Raw genomic sequence first — 16,469 nt, forward strand, 5'->3', positions numbered from 1 at the left:
GGCTTCTCGTTATGGTTGTCGTTCATGCTTCATAACCTTGAAGAAGGCCCAGTTGCTGCAGGCACTGCTGAGCGGCCAGCGGGTCATCGATCAAGTACAAGTCTGCGATCTCCTGGGCTTGTACGAGCAATTCGGCGCGGTGGATCACCACAGCCGGCCCGACAATGAGTTTTTTGCAATGACAGCCCTGCAGCAGGCGCGGCAGGGTGTTGAGGTTGAGGGCGCGGCTCGAATACATCAGTACCGCGCGAGCCCCCAGGCGTTCGATGGCCAGTGCCAGTTCGCCGGGCGGCAGCGGCCAGTCAAAGACTTCCACCGGGCAATCGGCGCTGCTGATCAGCCAGGCCGTCAGCCACAGTTGCGGCTCCATCGGCACGTCCGATTGATTGATCAACAGCAGTGGCGCGCCACTGAGCTGGCGATTGTTGTGGTAGATGCGCGCGCCGAATTTGCTGCGCAGCCACGAGCAGAAAAACGTGCGCTCCATCTGCGCGCCAAACTGGCCTTGCCAGCGTTGGTCGAGGTCCTTGAGCAGGGGGTGCAGCAGGTGCTCGTACAGGGTGCTGGGCGGATACAGGGCCATCACTCGATTGAAGGTTTCATCGACCTTGCGTTCGGCCAGTTCGCTGATGGCTTGCAGCAGGGCGCGGCGCAACGGCTGCCAGTCGTTCTCGGCCTGGGCGTCGATCAGCTGGGCCGGCGCGTCGAGCAGTTGCTTGACCTGGCTGACGGCTACGCCGCGGGCCAGCCAGGTGAGGATGGTCTGCACCCGCTGCACATGGGCCTGGGTATACAGGCGATGGCCTTTGGCGGTGCGTTGCGGCACCACCAGGCCATAGCGGCGTTCCCAGGCGCGCAGGGTCACCGCGTTGACGCCGGTCAGGCGCGCCACTTCGCGGATCGGCAACCAGCCATCGGCGAGGGCTTGTTGATAGGGGGTAGGGGATTCGGCCAAGGCGGTAACGGCGTGGGAGCGGCTCATGATTCAGATCGCATTTCGCAGGCTAAGGTTTTCCGGATGCGGCTGCAGGTAGACCTGTTGGCTCACATAGGGATCGGGGTGCAGGCGGAACAGGTGCTTGAGCAGGGTCAGCGGTACCACAAGCGGCACGATCCCTTCGCGATACTGGTCGATCAGCTGGCGCAGTTCGCGCTTGTCGGCACTGTCGATGGCACCGCGCAGGTAACCGCTCAGGTGCAGCAACACGTTGGTATGGGTGCCGCGGGTGGCGCAGCGTGTGAGGGCTGCCATCAGTGCGCTGAAGTAGCGCGGGCCGATCTCGCTGGCATCGCTGCGGCCCATGGAACCGAGCATCTTGCCGATGGCTTTGTACTGCAAGGGGTGGGTGGCCATCAGCTGATATTTATAGCGCGCGTGAAATTCCATCAGGGCGCGGCGGGTCAGGCCTTGCGCCAGCAACGCTTGCCAGTCGGCGTAGGCGTATACGCGGGTGATGAAGTTCTCGCGCAGCACCGGATCGTACAGGCGGCCGTCTTCTTCGATCGGCAAGTCCGGGTGGCGCGCGCAAAAGGCGGCGGCATAGATACCGCGTCCGCCCGCTTGCTGCGGGGCGCCGTTTTCGCGGTAGACCTTGACTCGCTCCATGCCGCAGGAGGGCGACTTGTGCATGAAGATGTAGCCACTGATGTCGTGCAGTTCGCTGGCCATCTGCTCGCCGTACTCGGCCAGTTGGCGGGTAACGTTCAGTGCGCGGTTGACCGTGCCGACCGCTTGTGGCGCGTGGCTTTCGCCGACCAGGCGGATAGGCTCGCGCGGGGTTCCCATGCCGATGGCCACTTCAGGGCATACCTGCACGAACTTGAAATGTTCGCTGAGGGTGCGGCTGCACAGCCGCGATTCCTTGTGACCGCCGTTGTAGCGCACTTCGGCGCCCATCAGGCAGGCGCTGATGGCGATGCGGGGTTTGCTGCTGAGCGGGGTGGACATGGCGAACCTCTGACAAAAATTGTACAGATCACAAGCGCTGTACAACTAGTTTCATCATAGATTCGGATATGTACAAGTCAATTTTTTTGTACAAGAGTTGGCGGCGGAGAATCTGGCGTTGCGGTGGTGCCTGCCCCGGCCCCTTCGCGAGCAAGCTTTGCTCCCACGGGGGCACGGCTCAGATGCGGCATTGCATTGCGAGCTAAGCTTGTTCGCGAACAGACAACCAGCAGCGCCGCATCATTTCCAGCCGATGCGCCATACCTCAGCATCCTGCAAAGCCTGCCAGGGCAGCTGCTGAACATTCCCGGTCATGACCGCCTGCAGTGCCACGCCGATAACCGTCTGCTCGTCGTCATCGAGCAGCAGTTCGGTCACCAGAAAGTGTTTTTCCTTGTTGCGCGGCTGCGCCGCCGTCCATTTCGACAGCAGCAGTTTGCGTGGATTCAGGCGGCGTGGCGCGCCGCCAGGCTTATGCATTGAGTGCACTGATGAGTTTGCGGGCTGCTTCCTGGCCACTCAACCACGCGCCTTCGACACGGCCGGAAAGGCACCAGTCGCCACACACATAGATGCCCAGATCGGCATCCGCCAGAGCACCCCATTCGTGGTTGCTCGATGGCCGTGCATAGAGCCAGCGATGTGCCAGGCTGAAACTCGGTGCGGGCACCGGGCAACTGAGCAGTTCGGCGAATGCACCATACAGATGCTCGATCACGGCCTCTTTGGACAGGTCGATGTGCTGACGGCTCCACTCACTGCTGGCATGCAGCACCCAGGTGTCGAGCGTCGCTTCGCGCCCCGGTTTGCTGCGATTGCAGGCCAGCCAGTCGAGGGGGCTGTCCTGCACGAAGCAGCCTTGCATCGGGGTGTCGAGCGGGTGCTCGAAACCCAGCGCCACGGCCCAGGTCGGGTCCATCTTGACCCCGGCAGCGACGGCGGCAAGCTTGGGTACCGTCGCCAGCAGCGCGGTCGCCTGAGGTGCCGGCACCGCGCAGATCACATGGCTGAACGGCCCGTGGCTGGCGCCTTCGGCGTCGAGCAGATGCCAGTACTGTTTGCCACGGAACACTTCGGTGATGCGGCAGGAAAATACCGCAGGCGTGTCGCCGAGTTCGGCGCGGCCGATGGCACCCATGCGCGGCGTGCCGACCCAGCGGGTCTGCTCGTCAGGCGAGGGGCTCAATACGCCAGCGTTGGAATTGTAGAGCTGCGGTGTCCATTCCTGAACCCAGCCCTGAGCTTGCCATTGCTGGACCTGGGACACGAAACGACGGTCGCGGGCAGTGAAATATTGGGCACCCAGATCGAGCGACCCGGCATCGCTGCGCTTGCTCGACATGCGCCCACCCGGGCCCTTGCTTTTGTCGAACAGATGCACGGCGTGCCCGGCCTGAATCAGTGCCTGGGCGGCGGAGAGTCCGGCAATACCGGTACCGATGATTGCGATAGGTACAGTCATAGTGGCCTCGTAACTTCTCTAAAGCACAGACTACGCTCAAGAACAAACCTGTACAATGGCGTTTTCCGGTACAACTTGACTGTACGCCGTTTTGTCGGTTGCTCTATTGTTTATCTGAGGGGTGGCGTAATACTTAAGTGCCTTCTCTTAATAAAAATAGACTAGCGACGTTGATCCAACGCCACACAAAGGAAGGTCACATGCATATATTGCTGACGGGCGGTACCGGTTTGATTGGCCGGGCTCTGTGCCGGCGCTGGTTGGCAGCAGGCCACCAGTTGACGGTGTGGAGCCGTGATCCCGCGACGGTGCGGCGCCTGTGTGGTGAAGGCGTGCGAGGTGTCGAGCGCCTTGAGGAGCTTGGTGCGGAACCTGTCGATGCGGTGATCAATCTGGCCGGCGCGCCGATTGCCGATCGTCCCTGGACCGGCAAGCGGCGCGCCTTTCTGTGGGCCAGTCGCATTGCCCTGACCGAAAAGCTGCTGGAGTGGTTGCAGGATCGCGGGCATCGGCCTGCGGTACTCATCAGCGGCTCGGCGGTGGGCTGGTACGGTGATGCGGGCGAGCGTGAAATCACTGAAGCCTCGACCCCTGTCAAAGAAGATTTCGCCAGCCAGCTCTGCATCGCCTGGGAAGAAACCGCCGAACGCGCCAGCAACCTTGGCCTGCGCGTGGTACTGGTGCGCACCGGCCTGGTGCTGTCCAGTGAGGGCGGTTTCCTCAAGCGCCTGGCGCTGCCGTTCAAGCTTGGCCTGGGCGGCCCTATCGGCGATGGTCGGCAGTGGATGCCTTGGGTGCACATCGACGACCAAATCGCCCTGATAGATTTTCTCCTGCATCAGGCTGATGCTCAGGGCCCCTATAATGCCTGCGCCCCCAACCCGGTGCGCAACCGCGAGTTCGCCAAGCGCCTGGGCCAGGCCCTGCACCGTCCCGCGTTCCTGCCGCTGCCGGCGCCGCTGTTGCGCATCGGCCTGGGGGAAATGGCCGGGCTGCTGCTGGGCGGGCAGCGGGCGCGGCCGACGCGGCTGCAAGAGGCCGGCTTCACCTTCAAATTCACCGATCTGCAATCGGCCCTGGACGATTTGTCCGGGCGCCTCTAACATAGGATGCTGCATGACTGATCATGCTCTGCTGTTGGTCAATCTGGGCTCTCCGGCTTCGACTTCAGTCGCCGACGTAAGAAGCTACCTCAACCAGTTCCTCATGGACCCTTACGTCATCGACCTGCCGTGGCCGATTCGTCGCCTGCTGGTGTCGCTGATCCTGATCAAGCGCCCTGAGCAGTCGGCGCATGCCTACGCCTCGATCTGGTGGGAGGAAGGCTCGCCGCTGGTCGAGCTGACCCGACGCCTGCGCACTCAGGTCGAGCCGTTGTGGGCCCATGGCCCGGTGGAGATCGCCATGCGCTATGGCCAGCCCTCGTTGCAGTCGGTGCTTGGCAAACTGGCGGCGCAAGGCGTGCGCAAGGTGACCCTGGCGCCTCTGTATCCGCAGTTCGCCGACAGCACGGTGACCACGGTGATCGAAGAGGCGCGGCGGGTGGTGGCGGATGATCGCTTGCCCATCGAATTTGTGCTGCTCAAGCCGTTCTACGATCAGCCTGAGTACCTTGACGCGCTGGCCGAGAGTGCCCGTGCCTATGTGGAGCGGGATTACGACCACCTGCTGTTCAGTTTTCACGGGCTTCCCGAGCGGCACATCAAGAAGCTGCTGCCCAAGGATGAGCCACGCCACTGTCTGGCCGATAGTGACTGCTGCATGAAGGCATCACCACAGACCCTCGCCGTCTGTTACCGCGCCCAGTGCATGCACGCCGCACACTCGGTGGCGCAGCGCCTCGGGTTACCGGCGGACAAGTGGTCGGTGGCGTTCCAGTCCCGCCTCGGGCGCGACAAGTGGATCGAGCCGTACACCGAGGCGCGCCTGGAAGCGTTGGCGAAGGACGGGGTGAAGAAGATCCTGGTGATGTGCCCGGCGTTCGTCGCCGATTGCATCGAGACGCTCGAGGAAATCGGCGACCGTGGCCGCGAGACTTTCGTCGAGGCGGGTGGAGAGGAGTTGGTGCTGGTGCCGTGCCTCAACGATGGCGCGCAGTGGGCGCAGGCGTTGACGGGGTTATGCGAGCGGGCTTGATTCTGGCGGCATCCCCGCAGGAGCGGGTTCTGCCCGCCCTTCAAGCGAATGGAATCTAAGCGGTAGAGTACCCGCCCCGCAGGTCGGAAGTGCGCGGGTACTCCGTTGGAGTCGCGGAACGTTTGGGTTTCAGTCGTTAGCCCCATGGCTATGTCTTAGCGCATCGGCAGTAGATTTGTTGCTAAAAAATTTAGATAAAGAACGGTGATTTTGAATTTTCGAAAGATTCGCGCAAAGTTCAGCATTCGCCAAAAACGCGCGGTTACATACCATTTGACGCGATGGCCTTCAGAATTTTCCTACAGTACCTTCGGAATAGGCTGATGGCGGAGGTCGTTGGACAGCAGTCACTATCGTTTCCGAGCAAGCGAGCGCTCTACGCCTTGTTTATAGCGTATTGCGTATAACTTTTTGGTTTGGAAATGTTCTATGCAAATACAGTTACCACCCCTTGTTATAACTCCAGGCGGAATTCAGACTTATTCGCCTGATGGAAATGGAGGTGGCTATTTTGACTCCATCCCTCGTCAGCAAGCAGGATTGCCTAGCGCTCTGAGAGACATTATAGGGAAAGCGGATGATCTATATACTTCCGGAAGGAAGAAGGAAGAAGGAAGAAGGAAGAAGGAAGAAGGCAGACTATGCCGAAGCGGCGAGTGCGCTGCACGTTACCTTGGATTTGGAAATCGAGTCCAAACGAGCGTTGATTGAAAGTGAAAACAATGGGGCGGTCGATCCTGCCGGTGTTGCGCTACGGGTACTGTCTTTGCTAATAGAGGAGAACGTTCAGGCCTCTCAAAATCAGACGGCGATTGCGCTTTCATACCACGGCTCCGATCCTCTTTTGAATGATTTTAAAATCCCCGAAGGGGTAGACGCATTCGGATACCACGACGCTTGGAAGGTGGAACGCTGGAGGACTACCAGCTTCGCGATGATGTAACTCTATTTTATACGAGTGACGCGATAGAGTTATATGATATTCAACTGGAAAAGGAGCATGGCATATGAGCGTTAAATCATTTTTGGACAGCTTCTCTCCCGAAGAAATAGTCCAAGTTCTTTCTGGGGCAGAAGCCGGTATCGACTATCCCCACCTCGATATGCTGCTCACCCAAACGCGCAGCCCCAGCTTGACTCCCGCTCAAGTACTGGCAGTGGTAACCGAACTGCTCAACAGCGGAGTTATTGTTTATGGTGTCAAGGGTGGCCGATATACGAAGGGGCCGCAGTGGACCGCCGTTGATACTTCAAGGCTGAAGAGCTGACTTATCTGCAATACTGCCGATTATCGTGAGATCCCTGCGCCCGCAGAGCTGTTTGAATAGTTCGCGGGCCCAGACCGCCCCCCCCCACAAGCGGGGCGGTGCCTTGATCAAAGCTCAGGGGTGTTCTTCTTCCACTCACCGCCACCTGGCAGCAGAAGGTTCAAGGCAATCGCTACAACCGCGCACAGTGCAATCCCCTTCAGGCCGAAGTCGCTTGGCCCCGTCCCGGTACCGATCAGTACCCCGCCAATCCCGAACACCAGGGTCACCGAAACGATCACCAGGTTTCGCGCTTCACCGAGATCGATCTGGTTGCGGATCAGGGTATTCATCCCCACCGCCGCGATCGAGCCGAACAACAGGCACAGAATCCCGCCCATCACTGGCACCGGGATGCTTTGCAGCAACGCGCCGAACTTGCCGATGAACGCCAGGCTGATGGCGAACACCGCTGCCCAGGTCATGATCTTGGGGTTGTAGTTCTTGGTCAGCATCACCGCGCCGGTGACTTCCGCGTAGGTGGTGTTGGGCGGTCCACCGAAGAGTCCGGCGGCTGTGGTGGCGATGCCATCACCCAGCAACGTGCGGTGCAATCCCGGTTTTTTCAGGTAGTCGCGACCGGTCACGCTACCCACCGCGATCACCCCGCCGATATGCTCGATGGCTGGCGCCAAGGCCACCGGCACGATGAACAGAATCGCCTGCCAATTGAACGCTGGCGCGGTGAAGTGCGGGATGGCCAGCCAGGGCGCGGCGGCGATCTTGGCGGTGTCGACCACGCCAAACCAGAATGCCAGGGCAAAGCCCACCAGCACGCCTGAGATGATCGGCACCAGGCGGAAGATGCCTTTGCCGAACACCGCCACCAGCAGGGTGGTCAGCAGTGCCGGCATGGAGATCAGCATGGCGGTGCTGTAGGGGATCAGCTCGCTGCCATCGCCGGCTCTGCCCATCGCCATGTTGGCGGCGATCGGCGCCATGGCCAGGCCGATGGAAATGATCACCGGGCCGATCACCACCGGCGGCAGCAGGCGGTCGATGAATCCGGTGCCTTTGATTTTTACCGCCAGGCCCAGGAAGGTGTAGACGAAGCCTGCTGCCATCACCCCGCCCATGGTCTCGGCCAGGCCGAACTGGCCCTTGGCGAGAATGATCGGGGTGATGAAGGCGAAGCTCGAGGCCAGGAACACCGGAACCTGCCGCCCCGTGACGATCTGGAACAGCAGCGTGCCCAGGCCGGCGGTGAACAGCGCCACGTTGGGGTCCAACCCGGTAATCAGTGGCATCAGCACCAGGGCGCCGAAGGCCACGAACAGCATCTGCGCGCCAGACAGAATCTGGCGCCACAGCGGGTCGTTGAACTCGTCCTGCATGCTTAACCGTCCTTCTGCTTGGTGCCGAAGATCTTGTCGCCGGCATCGCCCAGGCCGGGAATGATGTAGCCGTGTTCGTTGAGCTTTTCGTCGATCGAGGCGGTGTAGATCTGCACGTCGGGGTGGGCTTTTTCCACTGCGGCGATGCCTTCTGGCGCCGCGACCAGGACCATGGCGCGAATGTCCTGGCAACCGGCTTTTTTCAGCAGATCGATGGTGGCGACCATTGAGCCGCCGGTGGCCAGCATCGGGTCGATGATCATCGCCAGGCGCTCGTTGATCTCGGGCACCAGTTTTTCCAGATAGGTATGCGCTTGGAGGGTCTGCTCGTTGCGGGCGATGCCCACGGCACTCACCTTGGCGCCCGGGATCAGGCTGAGCACGCCGTCGAGCATGCCGATGCCGGCTCGCAGGATGGGCACTACGGTGATTTTCTTGCCGGCGATCTTCTCGACCTCGACGGTACCGGCCCAGCCTTCGATGTTGTAGGTTTCCAGGGGCAGGTCCTTGGTCGCTTCGTAGGTCAGCAGGGCGCCGACTTCTTGGGCGAGTTCGCGGAAATTCTTGGTGCTGATATCAGCGCGACGCATCAAGCCGATTTTGTGGCGGATCAGCGGATGGCGGATTTCGCGGATGGACATGTGAAAAAACTCCCTGATCGGTCAGAAAAATGCGGGCTAGATTAATCTATTCGACACAATGTGTCTGTGAGCACATAGGACGTTAGTCCAGAAAAGCTTGATCTGATCGAAGCGGGTGCGTACCTTTGCCCGCTTTTATTCCGCCACCCCCCAGGAGAGCGCCATGTCCGCTGATCTCGAGCACATCCGTCAAGTCATGCGCGAGGCCGATTGCCTGTACAGCGAAGCTGAACTCGAGGCGGCCATCGCCCGTGTCGGCGCACATATCTGCAGCGAACTGGCCGACACCAACCCGGTGGTGTTCTGTGTCATGAACGGTGGATTGATTTTCGCCGGCAAGCTGCTGACCCATCTGAATTTCCCGCTGGAAGCCTCGTACTTGCACGCCACGCGCTATCGCCACGAGACCCGCGGCGGCGATCTGTTCTGGAAGGCCAAGCCGGAAATCTCCTTTATCGACCGCGATGTGCTGATCATCGACGACATCCTCGACGAAGGGCACACCCTCAGCGCCATCATCGATTTCTGCAAGCATGCCGGCGCCCGTGCGGTGCACACCGCCGTGTTGATCGACAAACTGCACGATCGCAAGGCCAGCCCGGATCTCAAGGCCGATTACGTCGGCCTGACCTGCATCGATCGGTTCATCTTCGGTTACGGCATGGATTACAAGGGTTACTGGCGCAACGCGGCCGGGATCTACGCGGTGAAGGGGCTCTAGGCGTTTCACGCGCCACTGTGGGACTGGGCTCTACCCAGGGAGGCGCATGTCGAGGCACCTCGGTGTCTGCTTCGTGGGCAGAGCCCACTCCTACATTAGAGCGGTCTTTGCCCTTCGGGCTCTAATTCACCGTGCTAAAGTGCAGGCCTGCCGATCTGGAGCCTGCCATGCGCCTTGCCGTTGCCGCCCTCGCTGTTCTCGTCAGCCTGCCCCTGGCTGCCGCCCCTTTGCACTCCCAGTACCTGCCCCCTGATGACCAGTCGCTGCGCGAAGGCGAGCCTGAGCAACAGCAATTGTTGCAGGTGACCGAGTATTCCATCGTCGCGGGCAACGAACGGCTGTCAAATCAGCAGCCGATCCCGGTGACGGCGCCGCTGTTTCTGCGCCTGAAGGGCAAATCCCTGGCCAAGGCGGCGACGCTCAATCAGGTGCTGATCACCTTCGACGGTGAAAGCAAAAGCCTGAAAAAACCGGCGTTCGACGACGACACCAAGACCCTCACCCTCAACTACCCGTTGTCGATGTACCGCAGCTTGATCGACATGCTGCGCAATGAAACGGTCTACGTGCAGTTCCTCACGTACGCCAACGGCCACATCTGGGCCGACCTGCATACCATCGGCGGCCCACGCGCGCGTTGAGTGTCGGCTGCAGGCAGGTATAAACTGCGTGCCCCGTGAAATGACCGCGACAGCAAGTTGGAGTCGGCAATGCGTAAAGACAAGAAGCAAGTGATCGGTGACGAGATTGGCGATGGGCAAATCAAGCTGTTTCTGGATTTCGAACCCGTCGATGCCACTTCGCCTTCGTTGCACAAGCTGATCAAGGCATACCGCGGTTTGCGGGTGGATGATTTCGAGCGTTTTCTGGTGTTCTTCCGCGAAGCCGGCCTTGATCTTGACGGCAAGGACGAGCACGGCCAGACCTTCATCGAGCTGATCAAGGATCAGCGCAACGCGCCGGAATATATTGAATTGATCGAAAAAGCCCGCGGTTGATCGAGCACAGATGGCGCTCTCACGATCCTCTTCGCGGGCAGGCCTTGCCCCCACAGGTGTGCGCTTGACACTGTGAGAGCAGAGCTTGCCCGCGAAGGGGCCGGTACGACCAGCCCATCAGCGTCAGACAGCGTCAGAGCGATGAAACGATCGGCTCTGGTGTCGCCTGAACCAGCTCCAACCGCGTATTACTCTGCGCACTGACCCGGTTGTACAGCTCGGCATCGCTTTCGAGGGCCTTTTCCCGCGCCGGGAAGATTTCCTTGAGCTTGGCTGTCCAGGCCTCGGACCTGTACTGCTCAGGGAAGCAGCGCTCGATCAGCTCCAGCATGATCGACACCGTGACGGACGCGCCCGGAGAGGCGCCCAGCAACGCTGCCAGGCTGCCATCGGCCGCTGACACCAGCTCGGTCCCGAACTGCAGCACGCCGCCTTTCTTGGCATCCTTCTTGATGATCTGCACACGTTGGCCGGCCACTTCCAGGCGCCAGTCTTCAGCCCGCGCGCCCGGATAGAAGCGCCGCAGCGATTCCAGACGTTGCTCCATGGACTGCATCACTTCGCTGATCAGGTACTTGGTCAGGTCCATGTTGTCACGGGCCACGGCCAGCATCGGGCCGAGGTTGCCGGCGCGTACCGACTTGGGCAGGTCGAGGAGCGAACCGTGCTTGAGGAACTTGGTAGTGAAGCCGGCGTAAGGCCCGAACAGCAGCGATTTTTTGCCATCGACCACACGGGTGTCCAGGTGCGGCACCGACATGGGTGGCGAGCCCACGGCGGCCTGGCTGTAGACCTTGGCCTGGTGCTGCTTGACGATTTCCGGGTTGTCGCAACGCAGCCACTGGCCGCTGACCGGGAAGCCGCCGAAGCCTTTGCCCTCTTCGATGCCCGAGGCTTGCAGCAGCGGCAATGCCGCACCGCCCGCACCCAGGAACACAAAGCGCGCATCCAGCTGGCGAGTGCTGCCGCTGTTGACGTCCTTGATGTCGACGGTCCAGCCGCTGCCGTTACGGCGCAGGCCGGTGACGCGCTTGGAGTACTTGACCTGGGCATCGGCGGCGCTGGCCAGATGGCCAAGCAGCTTGTTGGTCAGGGCGCCGAAGTTGACGTCGGTGCCTTTTTCGACGCGGGTCGCGGCGATGTGCTGGTCGGCCGGGCGGCCGGGCATCATCAACGGCATCCACTCGCCCATCAGCGTTTTGTCTTCGGTGTACACCATGCTGGCGAAGGCGTGGTGCGGCTTGAGCGCCTCGAAGCGTTTTTTCAGATAGGCCACGCCCTTGTCGCCTTCGACGTAGCTCAGGTGGGGGACGGGGCTGATGAACGACTTGGCCGAGCCGAAGGTGCTCTTTTGCGTGAGGTAGGCCCAGAACTGCTTGGACACCTCGAACTGGGTGTTGATGTGTACGGCTTTCTTGATGTCTATCGAACCGTCGGCAGCCTGTGGCGTGTAGTTCAGCTCGCACAGGCCAGCGTGGCCGGTGCCGGCGTTGTTCCAGGGGTTGGAACTCTCGGCGGCTCCCGAATCCATCAGCTCGACGACTTCCAGTCGCAGGGTCGGATCAAGCTCTTTGAGCAGTACGGCCAGGGTGGCACTCATGATGCCCGCGCCTACCAGTACTGCATCGACTGCTTCATTCTGCGCCATTAACGCGTCTCCAAAATCTTCAGCACCAAATTGACAACATGGGATCCTGATTCTGGACAGCCCATGTCCGATTCGTAGCAAAATCCTTGCAGTGTCAGCGGGCGTCTGCTGTCCGGCCAGAGTGAGTATGAACTCACGTCAGCGCGCGGCAGGCAATTCGACCATTGGTCGAGACGGCCGGAAACACTCGATGCGTCACTCTTGTTGTGAACAGGAGCTGCCTGGTCGGTTCATTTGGGTCTGTGCTTGCGACTGGGGCCCCAGACGCGATGGACGGAGTAACGGTGCATTTGCTGATGCAATATTGTTCATTTTGCTCGCCACACTCTTGTGAAGTTGTGAAAACCCGTGTTTTTCACGCTCTTTTGGAGTCGTGAACCTCAAAAAAAGGTTCGCCGTGCAGCGTGTGGCGCAACCCTGGGATCAAGACAAGAGTACCGAACAGGCAGGCACACTGTAATGCTTGACCCTTGTGGGCGGCTCTCTGTGGGCGGTGCGAGGGGGCAAATGCTGAGCATTGGCGGTGCTGCGAGGCCCGATCAGGAGACGTCCTTATAATCGGGGGAAGATTATAACGGCGAACGCCGCGCATTTGTCCTGATTTATGGACTTTTATTGCGTGCCCACATCACGGTCCGGCGAGACCCACGGCACGCGCGGGTTACAGCCCGATGACGGGAACGGCCAGCGGTAACAAGGGTCTAGGAATCGAGGCTGTACCGCGCGGCTGTCGCGCCCGCTATACTGCGCCGCTAGTGCCTAACCCTGGAGACTTGAGCATGTTGCAACGCCTGTTGTTCGGTTTGATCGCAGTGACCACCCTGACGCTGGCCGGTTGTGCCAACAGCCCGCAGCAACTCAGCCCGCAACCTCGCGTGACCGCGCAGCTGGCGGCGGTCGGCCACGGCCAGCCAGTGGTGGTGCGCGTGGTCGATGGCCGTGCTTCGCCGACCCTCGGTACTCGGGGTGGCCTGTACCCTGAGACCAGCGCCGTGACCGTCAATGCCAACGACATAGTGCCCAAGCTGCAGGCACAAACCGAAGCCGCCGTGCGTTTGCTGGGGTTCACCCCGAGCAGCAACGGCCCGCAGCTGACCGTGACCCTGACGGATCTCAAGTACCAGTCGCCTAAAGAAGGCATGTACGTGACCGAAGCGACCATCAGCGCCAATTTCCGCGCCGATGTACGCAACTCGGGCGGCAGCTACAGTGGCCGTTACGCCGCGTCGCTGAACCAGCGTTTCGGCATGGCGCCGAATCAGGAGACCAACACCAAGCTTGTCGGCGATGTATTGAGCGACGCGCTGACCCGTCTGTTCCAGGACCCGACCATCGGCCAGAAGCTGTCTCAGTAAGCGCCTGACGTAAAAAGCCCGCCGCCATCTCATCGATGGGGCGGGCTTTTTAGTGGGCGCGTGATGCCTGGGCAGCGGCCTGTACGACGGCTCAGGCCGCCTCGACGGAGAAGTCCAGCATGCTGATGCCGGTGCCCGCGTCGAGCTCCGGCCAGTGCTCGTGCTGATGGCCGCCCAAGGCGCAATAGACCAGCCAGTTGCGGTCTTGCACGTTGAAGGCGAGGGCATCGATCAACGCTTCCTGCTCGTCACTGGGGGCGATCAGGTAGAGGCGATCCTGGTTCTGGGCGTGCAGCATGACAAGCTCCGTGGCAATCCGGTTCGATTCGGTGCAGCAGCATGGCTTGTTTGAATGACGAGCGTGTGACAGGGGGATTTAGCGGCGCGGTGATATTTTGTTGTGATGTTGCTGGCCTCTGCGCGAGCAAGCTTTGCTCCCACAGGTGTACATATGTGGGAGCAAAGCTTGCTCGCGAAGAGGCCCGTGAGGTTACCCTCGAATCAAAGGGGAATACCCGCCTTGACCCGATACTGATTGCGCACCGGCGTGGCGTATTGCAGCACCAGGTAGGGCCGCTGCTCAACCGGGCAGGCATCCAGACGGCGCTGCCATTCGGCTTTGGCGCGCTCCAGTTCATCGGCGGGGAACAGCGTGCTGGCGGCAGGCACCTGCAGCGCCGGATCGGCTTCGGCCCACTGCGCGTAGGCCAGGTAGTGCACCGGGAACAATCGGTACCCGCCCAGGATCTGCCGATCGATCTCGATGGCCAACAACTTGGTGTCCTCGAACGACTCACTGATCGGCGCGGCGAAGTTCACATGCACGCGGCCTTTGTAGCCGGTGATGCCCAGGGCGATGCTGACGTCATCCTCGCCCGGCGCCTTGGTATAGCTGCCGGTGGTGGCCCGGATATACAGCTCGCGCGCCTTGGCCTGATCGCAGGGGTCGTATTCGTAGCTGATCGACACCGGGGTCAGGTTGAGCGACTGAATGACTTCACCGAATGGCTCGTCCTTGCGGCTCATGTGGAACATCTTCAGGATCGCCGACTCGGTACGGTCGTCACCGTCCTTGGCGCGGCCTTCGGCCTGGGCGATCCAGATCGAGGCGATATCGCTGCGGATCGAGTGGTTTATGTACGCCGACAGCAGTTGGTAAGCCGCGAGTTTTTCGCGTCGGCCGATGATCGAGCGGTGCACGATGAAGCTCTTGTTCAGGCGCATCAGATCGCTGACGAAAGGCTTTTGCAGGAGGTTGTCGCCAATCGCGATACGCGGGGTCGGCAAGCCGGCGTGGTATACGGCATAGTTGACGAAGGCCGGGTCCATGACGATGTCGCGGTGGTTGGCGAAAAACAGATAGGCGCTACCGGACTTGAACTGCTCGACGCCGGTATAAGTCACACCGTCTGTGGCGCGATCGATGGTGTGGTCGACGTAGAACTCGACCTTGTCCTGCAAGGTAGCGACACTGTCGATGCCGGCGAACTCACGGCGCAGCTTCTTGGCGATCATGGGCTTGAGCAACCAACCCAGGGCACCGGCAAATTTGGGGAAGCGGAAATGAACGAGGATATCGAGAAACGCCTGGTCACTGAGCAGACGCTTCAGAACAGCTGCGACTTCGCTATCGTCGTACGGTCGGATGGCATCGAATTCGCCCATCATGCTCTCTTGTTGGAAACGGCTAATGTAATTAGGCAGGGCTCGAACACCGGGCGATACGCTCTCGGCGGCACGACTGACCCTGCAGCAGACCGCCGATTATACGCATAACTGATCAACGAGGCCCTGATGCTCGAAACCGAACCCTATGATTGCCCGTATTGCGGCGAGCCGGCCGAGGCGGTACTGGACCTTTCCGGTGGCGACCAGCAGTACATCGAGGATTGCCCGGTGTGCTGCCGGCCGATCAGTTTTGTCCTGCAGACCGATGGCCAGGAATGGCAACTCGACGTCTACAGCGAGAACGAGTGATGCAGCGCATCTACGAGCCGGCCAACCTGATGGAAGCCGAGATGCTCCTGTCGATGCTTGCCAGCGAGGGCATCAACGCGCACCTGGCCGGGCGTGATCTGCTGGGCGGCATGGGCGAGCTGCCCGCTATGGGCTTGCTGGGCATGACGGTCGACAATGACCAGGCCGAGTACGCACGCCAGCTCATCGCCGAGTACACTAGTGCCCTGCCGGTCCTGGGCGATGAGCCCGAGAACTACGCGGGCGAGCTGCTGTGTTGAGCCTGCCGGTGTCGATGGCACCCTTTGCCGAGAGTTGTGTTTAGCCATGTGTGGACGTTTTGCCCTTTTCCGCTGGTCGCCGTCGTTCGCCGCGCTGCCGGGGTTCCCCGCCGACCAGCAGGCGCAGTGGAATATTTCACCCGGCGACAACGTGTTGATCCAGCGTGTTGCCGGTGAAGGGCGCGAATTGGTTAGAGCGCGTTGGGGCCTGACCCCGCCATGGCTGACCGATCTGTCGCGCACGCCGGCCCACGCCCGCGCCGAAACCCTGGCCGAGCAGCCGATGTTTCGCGACGCCTTTCGCTTGCGCCGCTGCCTGATCCCGGCCAACGGTTTTTATGAATGGCGCGGTACGCTGCGCAAGCAGCCGTTCTGGCTGACGCCGGGGGAGGGCTCGTCGCTGTTTTTCGCAGCGGTATGGGAGGCTTATCCGGTAGAAGGGCATACCTGGCTGAGTACGGCGGTGGTCACTCAAGCGGCCGCCAGCCAGCGTCGGCCCTTGCTGCTCGATGCGGCTGGGCAAGCCGCCTGGCTCGACCCCGCAACGCCCGTGGCCGTGCTCCATTCGCTGCTGGCCAGCCCGCAGCAGCCGTTGCGCGAACGGCCGCTGGCCAATCTGATCAACGATCCCAAGCTCAATGCGCCGGAGTGTCTGACGCCGGCGTAATGCACGCAGTTCTGT

Annotated in this window: 20 protein-coding genes; 11 read left to right on the plus strand and 9 right to left on the minus strand. The window is 61.0% G+C overall.

Annotated elements, in window-relative coordinates; all coding sequences use genetic code 11:
* Nucleotides 1-22: 22 nt before the first annotated feature.
* From LIX93_RS25015 to LIX93_RS25030, 4 genes are all read right to left on the minus strand, one after another.
* Nucleotides 23-982 carry a MerR family transcriptional regulator gene (locus LIX93_RS25015; protein ID WP_226506752.1) on the minus strand — a complete coding sequence of 320 codons (960 nt, stop codon included), beginning with the start codon at nucleotides 980-982 and terminating at the stop codon, nucleotides 23-25.
* Between the two features lie 3 nt (nucleotides 983-985).
* Nucleotides 986-1,948, minus strand: coding sequence for a DUF523 and DUF1722 domain-containing protein (locus LIX93_RS25020; protein ID WP_226506753.1), 963 nt, complete (start codon nucleotides 1,946-1,948; stop codon nucleotides 986-988).
* 240 nt (nucleotides 1,949-2,188) lie between these two features.
* A complete protein-coding gene (locus tag LIX93_RS25025; RefSeq protein WP_226506754.1) occupies nucleotides 2,189-2,428 on the minus strand; it encodes a TIGR02450 family Trp-rich protein in 240 nt (79 codons plus the stop codon).
* The gene (locus LIX93_RS25030) at nucleotides 2,421-3,410 is read right to left on the minus strand and encodes an NAD(P)/FAD-dependent oxidoreductase (protein ID WP_226506755.1); all 990 of its coding nucleotides are present in this window, start codon (nucleotides 3,408-3,410) and stop codon (nucleotides 2,421-2,423) included. The genes LIX93_RS25025 and LIX93_RS25030 overlap by 8 nt, the downstream gene beginning before the upstream one ends.
* 200 nt (nucleotides 3,411-3,610) lie before the next feature.
* Between LIX93_RS25030 and LIX93_RS25035 the strand changes: the two genes are divergently transcribed.
* From LIX93_RS25035 to LIX93_RS25050, 4 genes are all read left to right on the plus strand, one after another.
* On the plus strand, nucleotides 3,611-4,513 hold the full coding sequence (locus LIX93_RS25035; RefSeq protein WP_226506756.1) for a TIGR01777 family oxidoreductase: 903 nt from the start codon (nucleotides 3,611-3,613) through the stop codon (nucleotides 4,511-4,513).
* Between the two features lie 13 nt (nucleotides 4,514-4,526).
* Nucleotides 4,527-5,546 carry a ferrochelatase gene (hemH, locus tag LIX93_RS25040; protein ID WP_226506757.1) on the plus strand — a complete coding sequence of 340 codons (1,020 nt, stop codon included), beginning with the start codon at nucleotides 4,527-4,529 and terminating at the stop codon, nucleotides 5,544-5,546.
* Nucleotides 5,547-6,123: 577 nt separating this feature from the next.
* Complete coding sequence (locus LIX93_RS25045; RefSeq protein ID WP_226506758.1) at nucleotides 6,124-6,489, plus strand: hypothetical protein; 366 nt, start codon at nucleotides 6,124-6,126, stop codon at nucleotides 6,487-6,489.
* Nucleotides 6,490-6,553: 64 nt separating this feature from the next.
* Nucleotides 6,554-6,814, plus strand: coding sequence for a hypothetical protein (locus tag LIX93_RS25050; protein ID WP_226506759.1), 261 nt, complete (start codon nucleotides 6,554-6,556; stop codon nucleotides 6,812-6,814).
* A gap of 107 nt (nucleotides 6,815-6,921) precedes the next feature.
* Here the strand turns inward: LIX93_RS25050 and LIX93_RS25055 are convergent, their stop codons facing one another.
* Nucleotides 6,922-8,187, minus strand: coding sequence for a uracil-xanthine permease family protein (locus tag LIX93_RS25055; RefSeq protein ID WP_226506760.1), 1,266 nt, complete (start codon nucleotides 8,185-8,187; stop codon nucleotides 6,922-6,924).
* 2 nt (nucleotides 8,188-8,189) lie between these two features.
* Nucleotides 8,190-8,828, minus strand: coding sequence for a uracil phosphoribosyltransferase (gene upp / locus LIX93_RS25060; protein ID WP_226506761.1), 639 nt, complete (start codon nucleotides 8,826-8,828; stop codon nucleotides 8,190-8,192).
* Between the two features lie 163 nt (nucleotides 8,829-8,991).
* Between upp and LIX93_RS25065 the strand changes: the two genes are divergently transcribed.
* From LIX93_RS25065 to LIX93_RS25075, 3 genes are all read left to right on the plus strand, one after another.
* The gene (locus LIX93_RS25065) at nucleotides 8,992-9,549 is read left to right on the plus strand and encodes a hypoxanthine-guanine phosphoribosyltransferase (protein WP_226506762.1); all 558 of its coding nucleotides are present in this window, start codon (nucleotides 8,992-8,994) and stop codon (nucleotides 9,547-9,549) included.
* A gap of 167 nt (nucleotides 9,550-9,716) precedes the next feature.
* The gene (locus tag LIX93_RS25070; protein WP_226506763.1) at nucleotides 9,717-10,190 is read left to right on the plus strand and encodes a hypothetical protein; all 474 of its coding nucleotides are present in this window, start codon (nucleotides 9,717-9,719) and stop codon (nucleotides 10,188-10,190) included.
* Nucleotides 10,191-10,259: 69 nt separating this feature from the next.
* The gene (locus tag LIX93_RS25075; protein WP_226506764.1) at nucleotides 10,260-10,547 is read left to right on the plus strand and encodes a PA4642 family protein; all 288 of its coding nucleotides are present in this window, start codon (nucleotides 10,260-10,262) and stop codon (nucleotides 10,545-10,547) included.
* A 133-nt stretch (nucleotides 10,548-10,680) separates the two neighbouring features.
* Here the strand turns inward: LIX93_RS25075 and mqo are convergent, their stop codons facing one another.
* Nucleotides 10,681-12,195 carry a malate dehydrogenase (quinone) gene (gene mqo / locus LIX93_RS25080; protein WP_226506765.1) on the minus strand — a complete coding sequence of 505 codons (1,515 nt, stop codon included), beginning with the start codon at nucleotides 12,193-12,195 and terminating at the stop codon, nucleotides 10,681-10,683.
* Between the two features lie 779 nt (nucleotides 12,196-12,974).
* Between mqo and LIX93_RS25085 the strand changes: the two genes are divergently transcribed.
* Nucleotides 12,975-13,550 carry a YajG family lipoprotein gene (locus tag LIX93_RS25085; RefSeq protein WP_226506766.1) on the plus strand — a complete coding sequence of 192 codons (576 nt, stop codon included), beginning with the start codon at nucleotides 12,975-12,977 and terminating at the stop codon, nucleotides 13,548-13,550.
* 91 nt (nucleotides 13,551-13,641) lie between these two features.
* On the opposite strand, the gene LIX93_RS25090 is transcribed toward LIX93_RS25085, so the two are convergent.
* The gene (locus LIX93_RS25090; RefSeq protein WP_226506767.1) at nucleotides 13,642-13,848 is read right to left on the minus strand and encodes a hypothetical protein; all 207 of its coding nucleotides are present in this window, start codon (nucleotides 13,846-13,848) and stop codon (nucleotides 13,642-13,644) included.
* 203 nt (nucleotides 13,849-14,051) lie between these two features.
* Nucleotides 14,052-15,218: a 1-acyl-sn-glycerol-3-phosphate acyltransferase gene (locus tag LIX93_RS25095; protein WP_226506768.1), complete on the minus strand. Its 1,167-nt coding sequence runs from the start codon at nucleotides 15,216-15,218 to the stop codon at nucleotides 14,052-14,054.
* A 126-nt stretch (nucleotides 15,219-15,344) separates the two neighbouring features.
* On the opposite strand from LIX93_RS25095, the gene LIX93_RS25100 reads away from it, so the two are divergent.
* The 3 genes from LIX93_RS25100 to LIX93_RS25110 are packed head-to-tail and all read left to right on the plus strand — an operon-like array spanning nucleotide 15,345 to nucleotide 16,454.
* Nucleotides 15,345-15,527 (plus strand): CPXCG motif-containing cysteine-rich protein, encoded by a 183-nt coding sequence (locus tag LIX93_RS25100; protein WP_226506769.1) that lies wholly within the window; start codon nucleotides 15,345-15,347, stop codon nucleotides 15,525-15,527.
* Entirely contained in the window at nucleotides 15,527-15,787 is a 261-nt protein-coding gene (locus LIX93_RS25105; protein ID WP_226506770.1) for a DUF2007 domain-containing protein, read from the plus strand. The genes LIX93_RS25100 and LIX93_RS25105 overlap by 1 nt, the downstream gene beginning before the upstream one ends.
* 46 nt (nucleotides 15,788-15,833) lie before the next feature.
* On the plus strand, nucleotides 15,834-16,454 hold the full coding sequence (locus tag LIX93_RS25110) for an SOS response-associated peptidase (protein WP_226506771.1): 621 nt from the start codon (nucleotides 15,834-15,836) through the stop codon (nucleotides 16,452-16,454).
* Nucleotides 16,455-16,469: the final 15 nt, after the last annotated feature.

This window comes from Pseudomonas sp. MWU16-30317, from assembly GCF_020515695.1.
GTDB lineage: Bacteria > Pseudomonadota > Gammaproteobacteria > Pseudomonadales > Pseudomonadaceae > Aquipseudomonas.

Coding starts and splice junctions, on each gene's coding strand:
- LIX93_RS25055 (WP_226506760.1), bottom strand. CDS start 8,187: ATGCAGGACGAGTTCAACGACCCGCTGTGGCGCCAGATTCTGTCTGGC.
- LIX93_RS25020 (WP_226506753.1), bottom strand. CDS start 1,948: ATGTCCACCCCGCTCAGCAGCAAACCCCGCATCGCCATCAGCGCCTGC.
- LIX93_RS25035 (WP_226506756.1), top strand. CDS start 3,611: ATGCATATATTGCTGACGGGCGGTACCGGTTTGATTGGCCGGGCTCTG.
- LIX93_RS25025 (WP_226506754.1), bottom strand. CDS start 2,428: ATGCATAAGCCTGGCGGCGCGCCACGCCGCCTGAATCCACGCAAACTG.
- hemH (WP_226506757.1), top strand. CDS start 4,527: ATGACTGATCATGCTCTGCTGTTGGTCAATCTGGGCTCTCCGGCTTCG.
- LIX93_RS25050 (WP_226506759.1), top strand. CDS start 6,554: ATGAGCGTTAAATCATTTTTGGACAGCTTCTCTCCCGAAGAAATAGTC.
- upp (WP_226506761.1), bottom strand. CDS start 8,828: ATGTCCATCCGCGAAATCCGCCATCCGCTGATCCGCCACAAAATCGGC.
- LIX93_RS25030 (WP_226506755.1), bottom strand. CDS start 3,410: ATGACTGTACCTATCGCAATCATCGGTACCGGTATTGCCGGACTCTCC.
- mqo (WP_226506765.1), bottom strand. CDS start 12,195: ATGGCGCAGAATGAAGCAGTCGATGCAGTACTGGTAGGCGCGGGCATC.
- LIX93_RS25090 (WP_226506767.1), bottom strand. CDS start 13,848: ATGCTGCACGCCCAGAACCAGGATCGCCTCTACCTGATCGCCCCCAGT.
- LIX93_RS25015 (WP_226506752.1), bottom strand. CDS start 982: ATGAGCCGCTCCCACGCCGTTACCGCCTTGGCCGAATCCCCTACCCCC.
- LIX93_RS25045 (WP_226506758.1), top strand. CDS start 6,124: ATGATCTATATACTTCCGGAAGGAAGAAGGAAGAAGGAAGAAGGAAGA.
- LIX93_RS25075 (WP_226506764.1), top strand. CDS start 10,260: ATGCGTAAAGACAAGAAGCAAGTGATCGGTGACGAGATTGGCGATGGG.
- LIX93_RS25085 (WP_226506766.1), top strand. CDS start 12,975: ATGTTGCAACGCCTGTTGTTCGGTTTGATCGCAGTGACCACCCTGACG.
- LIX93_RS25100 (WP_226506769.1), top strand. CDS start 15,345: ATGCTCGAAACCGAACCCTATGATTGCCCGTATTGCGGCGAGCCGGCC.
- LIX93_RS25070 (WP_226506763.1), top strand. CDS start 9,717: ATGCGCCTTGCCGTTGCCGCCCTCGCTGTTCTCGTCAGCCTGCCCCTG.
- LIX93_RS25105 (WP_226506770.1), top strand. CDS start 15,527: ATGCAGCGCATCTACGAGCCGGCCAACCTGATGGAAGCCGAGATGCTC.
- LIX93_RS25095 (WP_226506768.1), bottom strand. CDS start 15,218: ATGATGGGCGAATTCGATGCCATCCGACCGTACGACGATAGCGAAGTC.
- LIX93_RS25065 (WP_226506762.1), top strand. CDS start 8,992: ATGTCCGCTGATCTCGAGCACATCCGTCAAGTCATGCGCGAGGCCGAT.
- LIX93_RS25110 (WP_226506771.1), top strand. CDS start 15,834: ATGTGTGGACGTTTTGCCCTTTTCCGCTGGTCGCCGTCGTTCGCCGCG.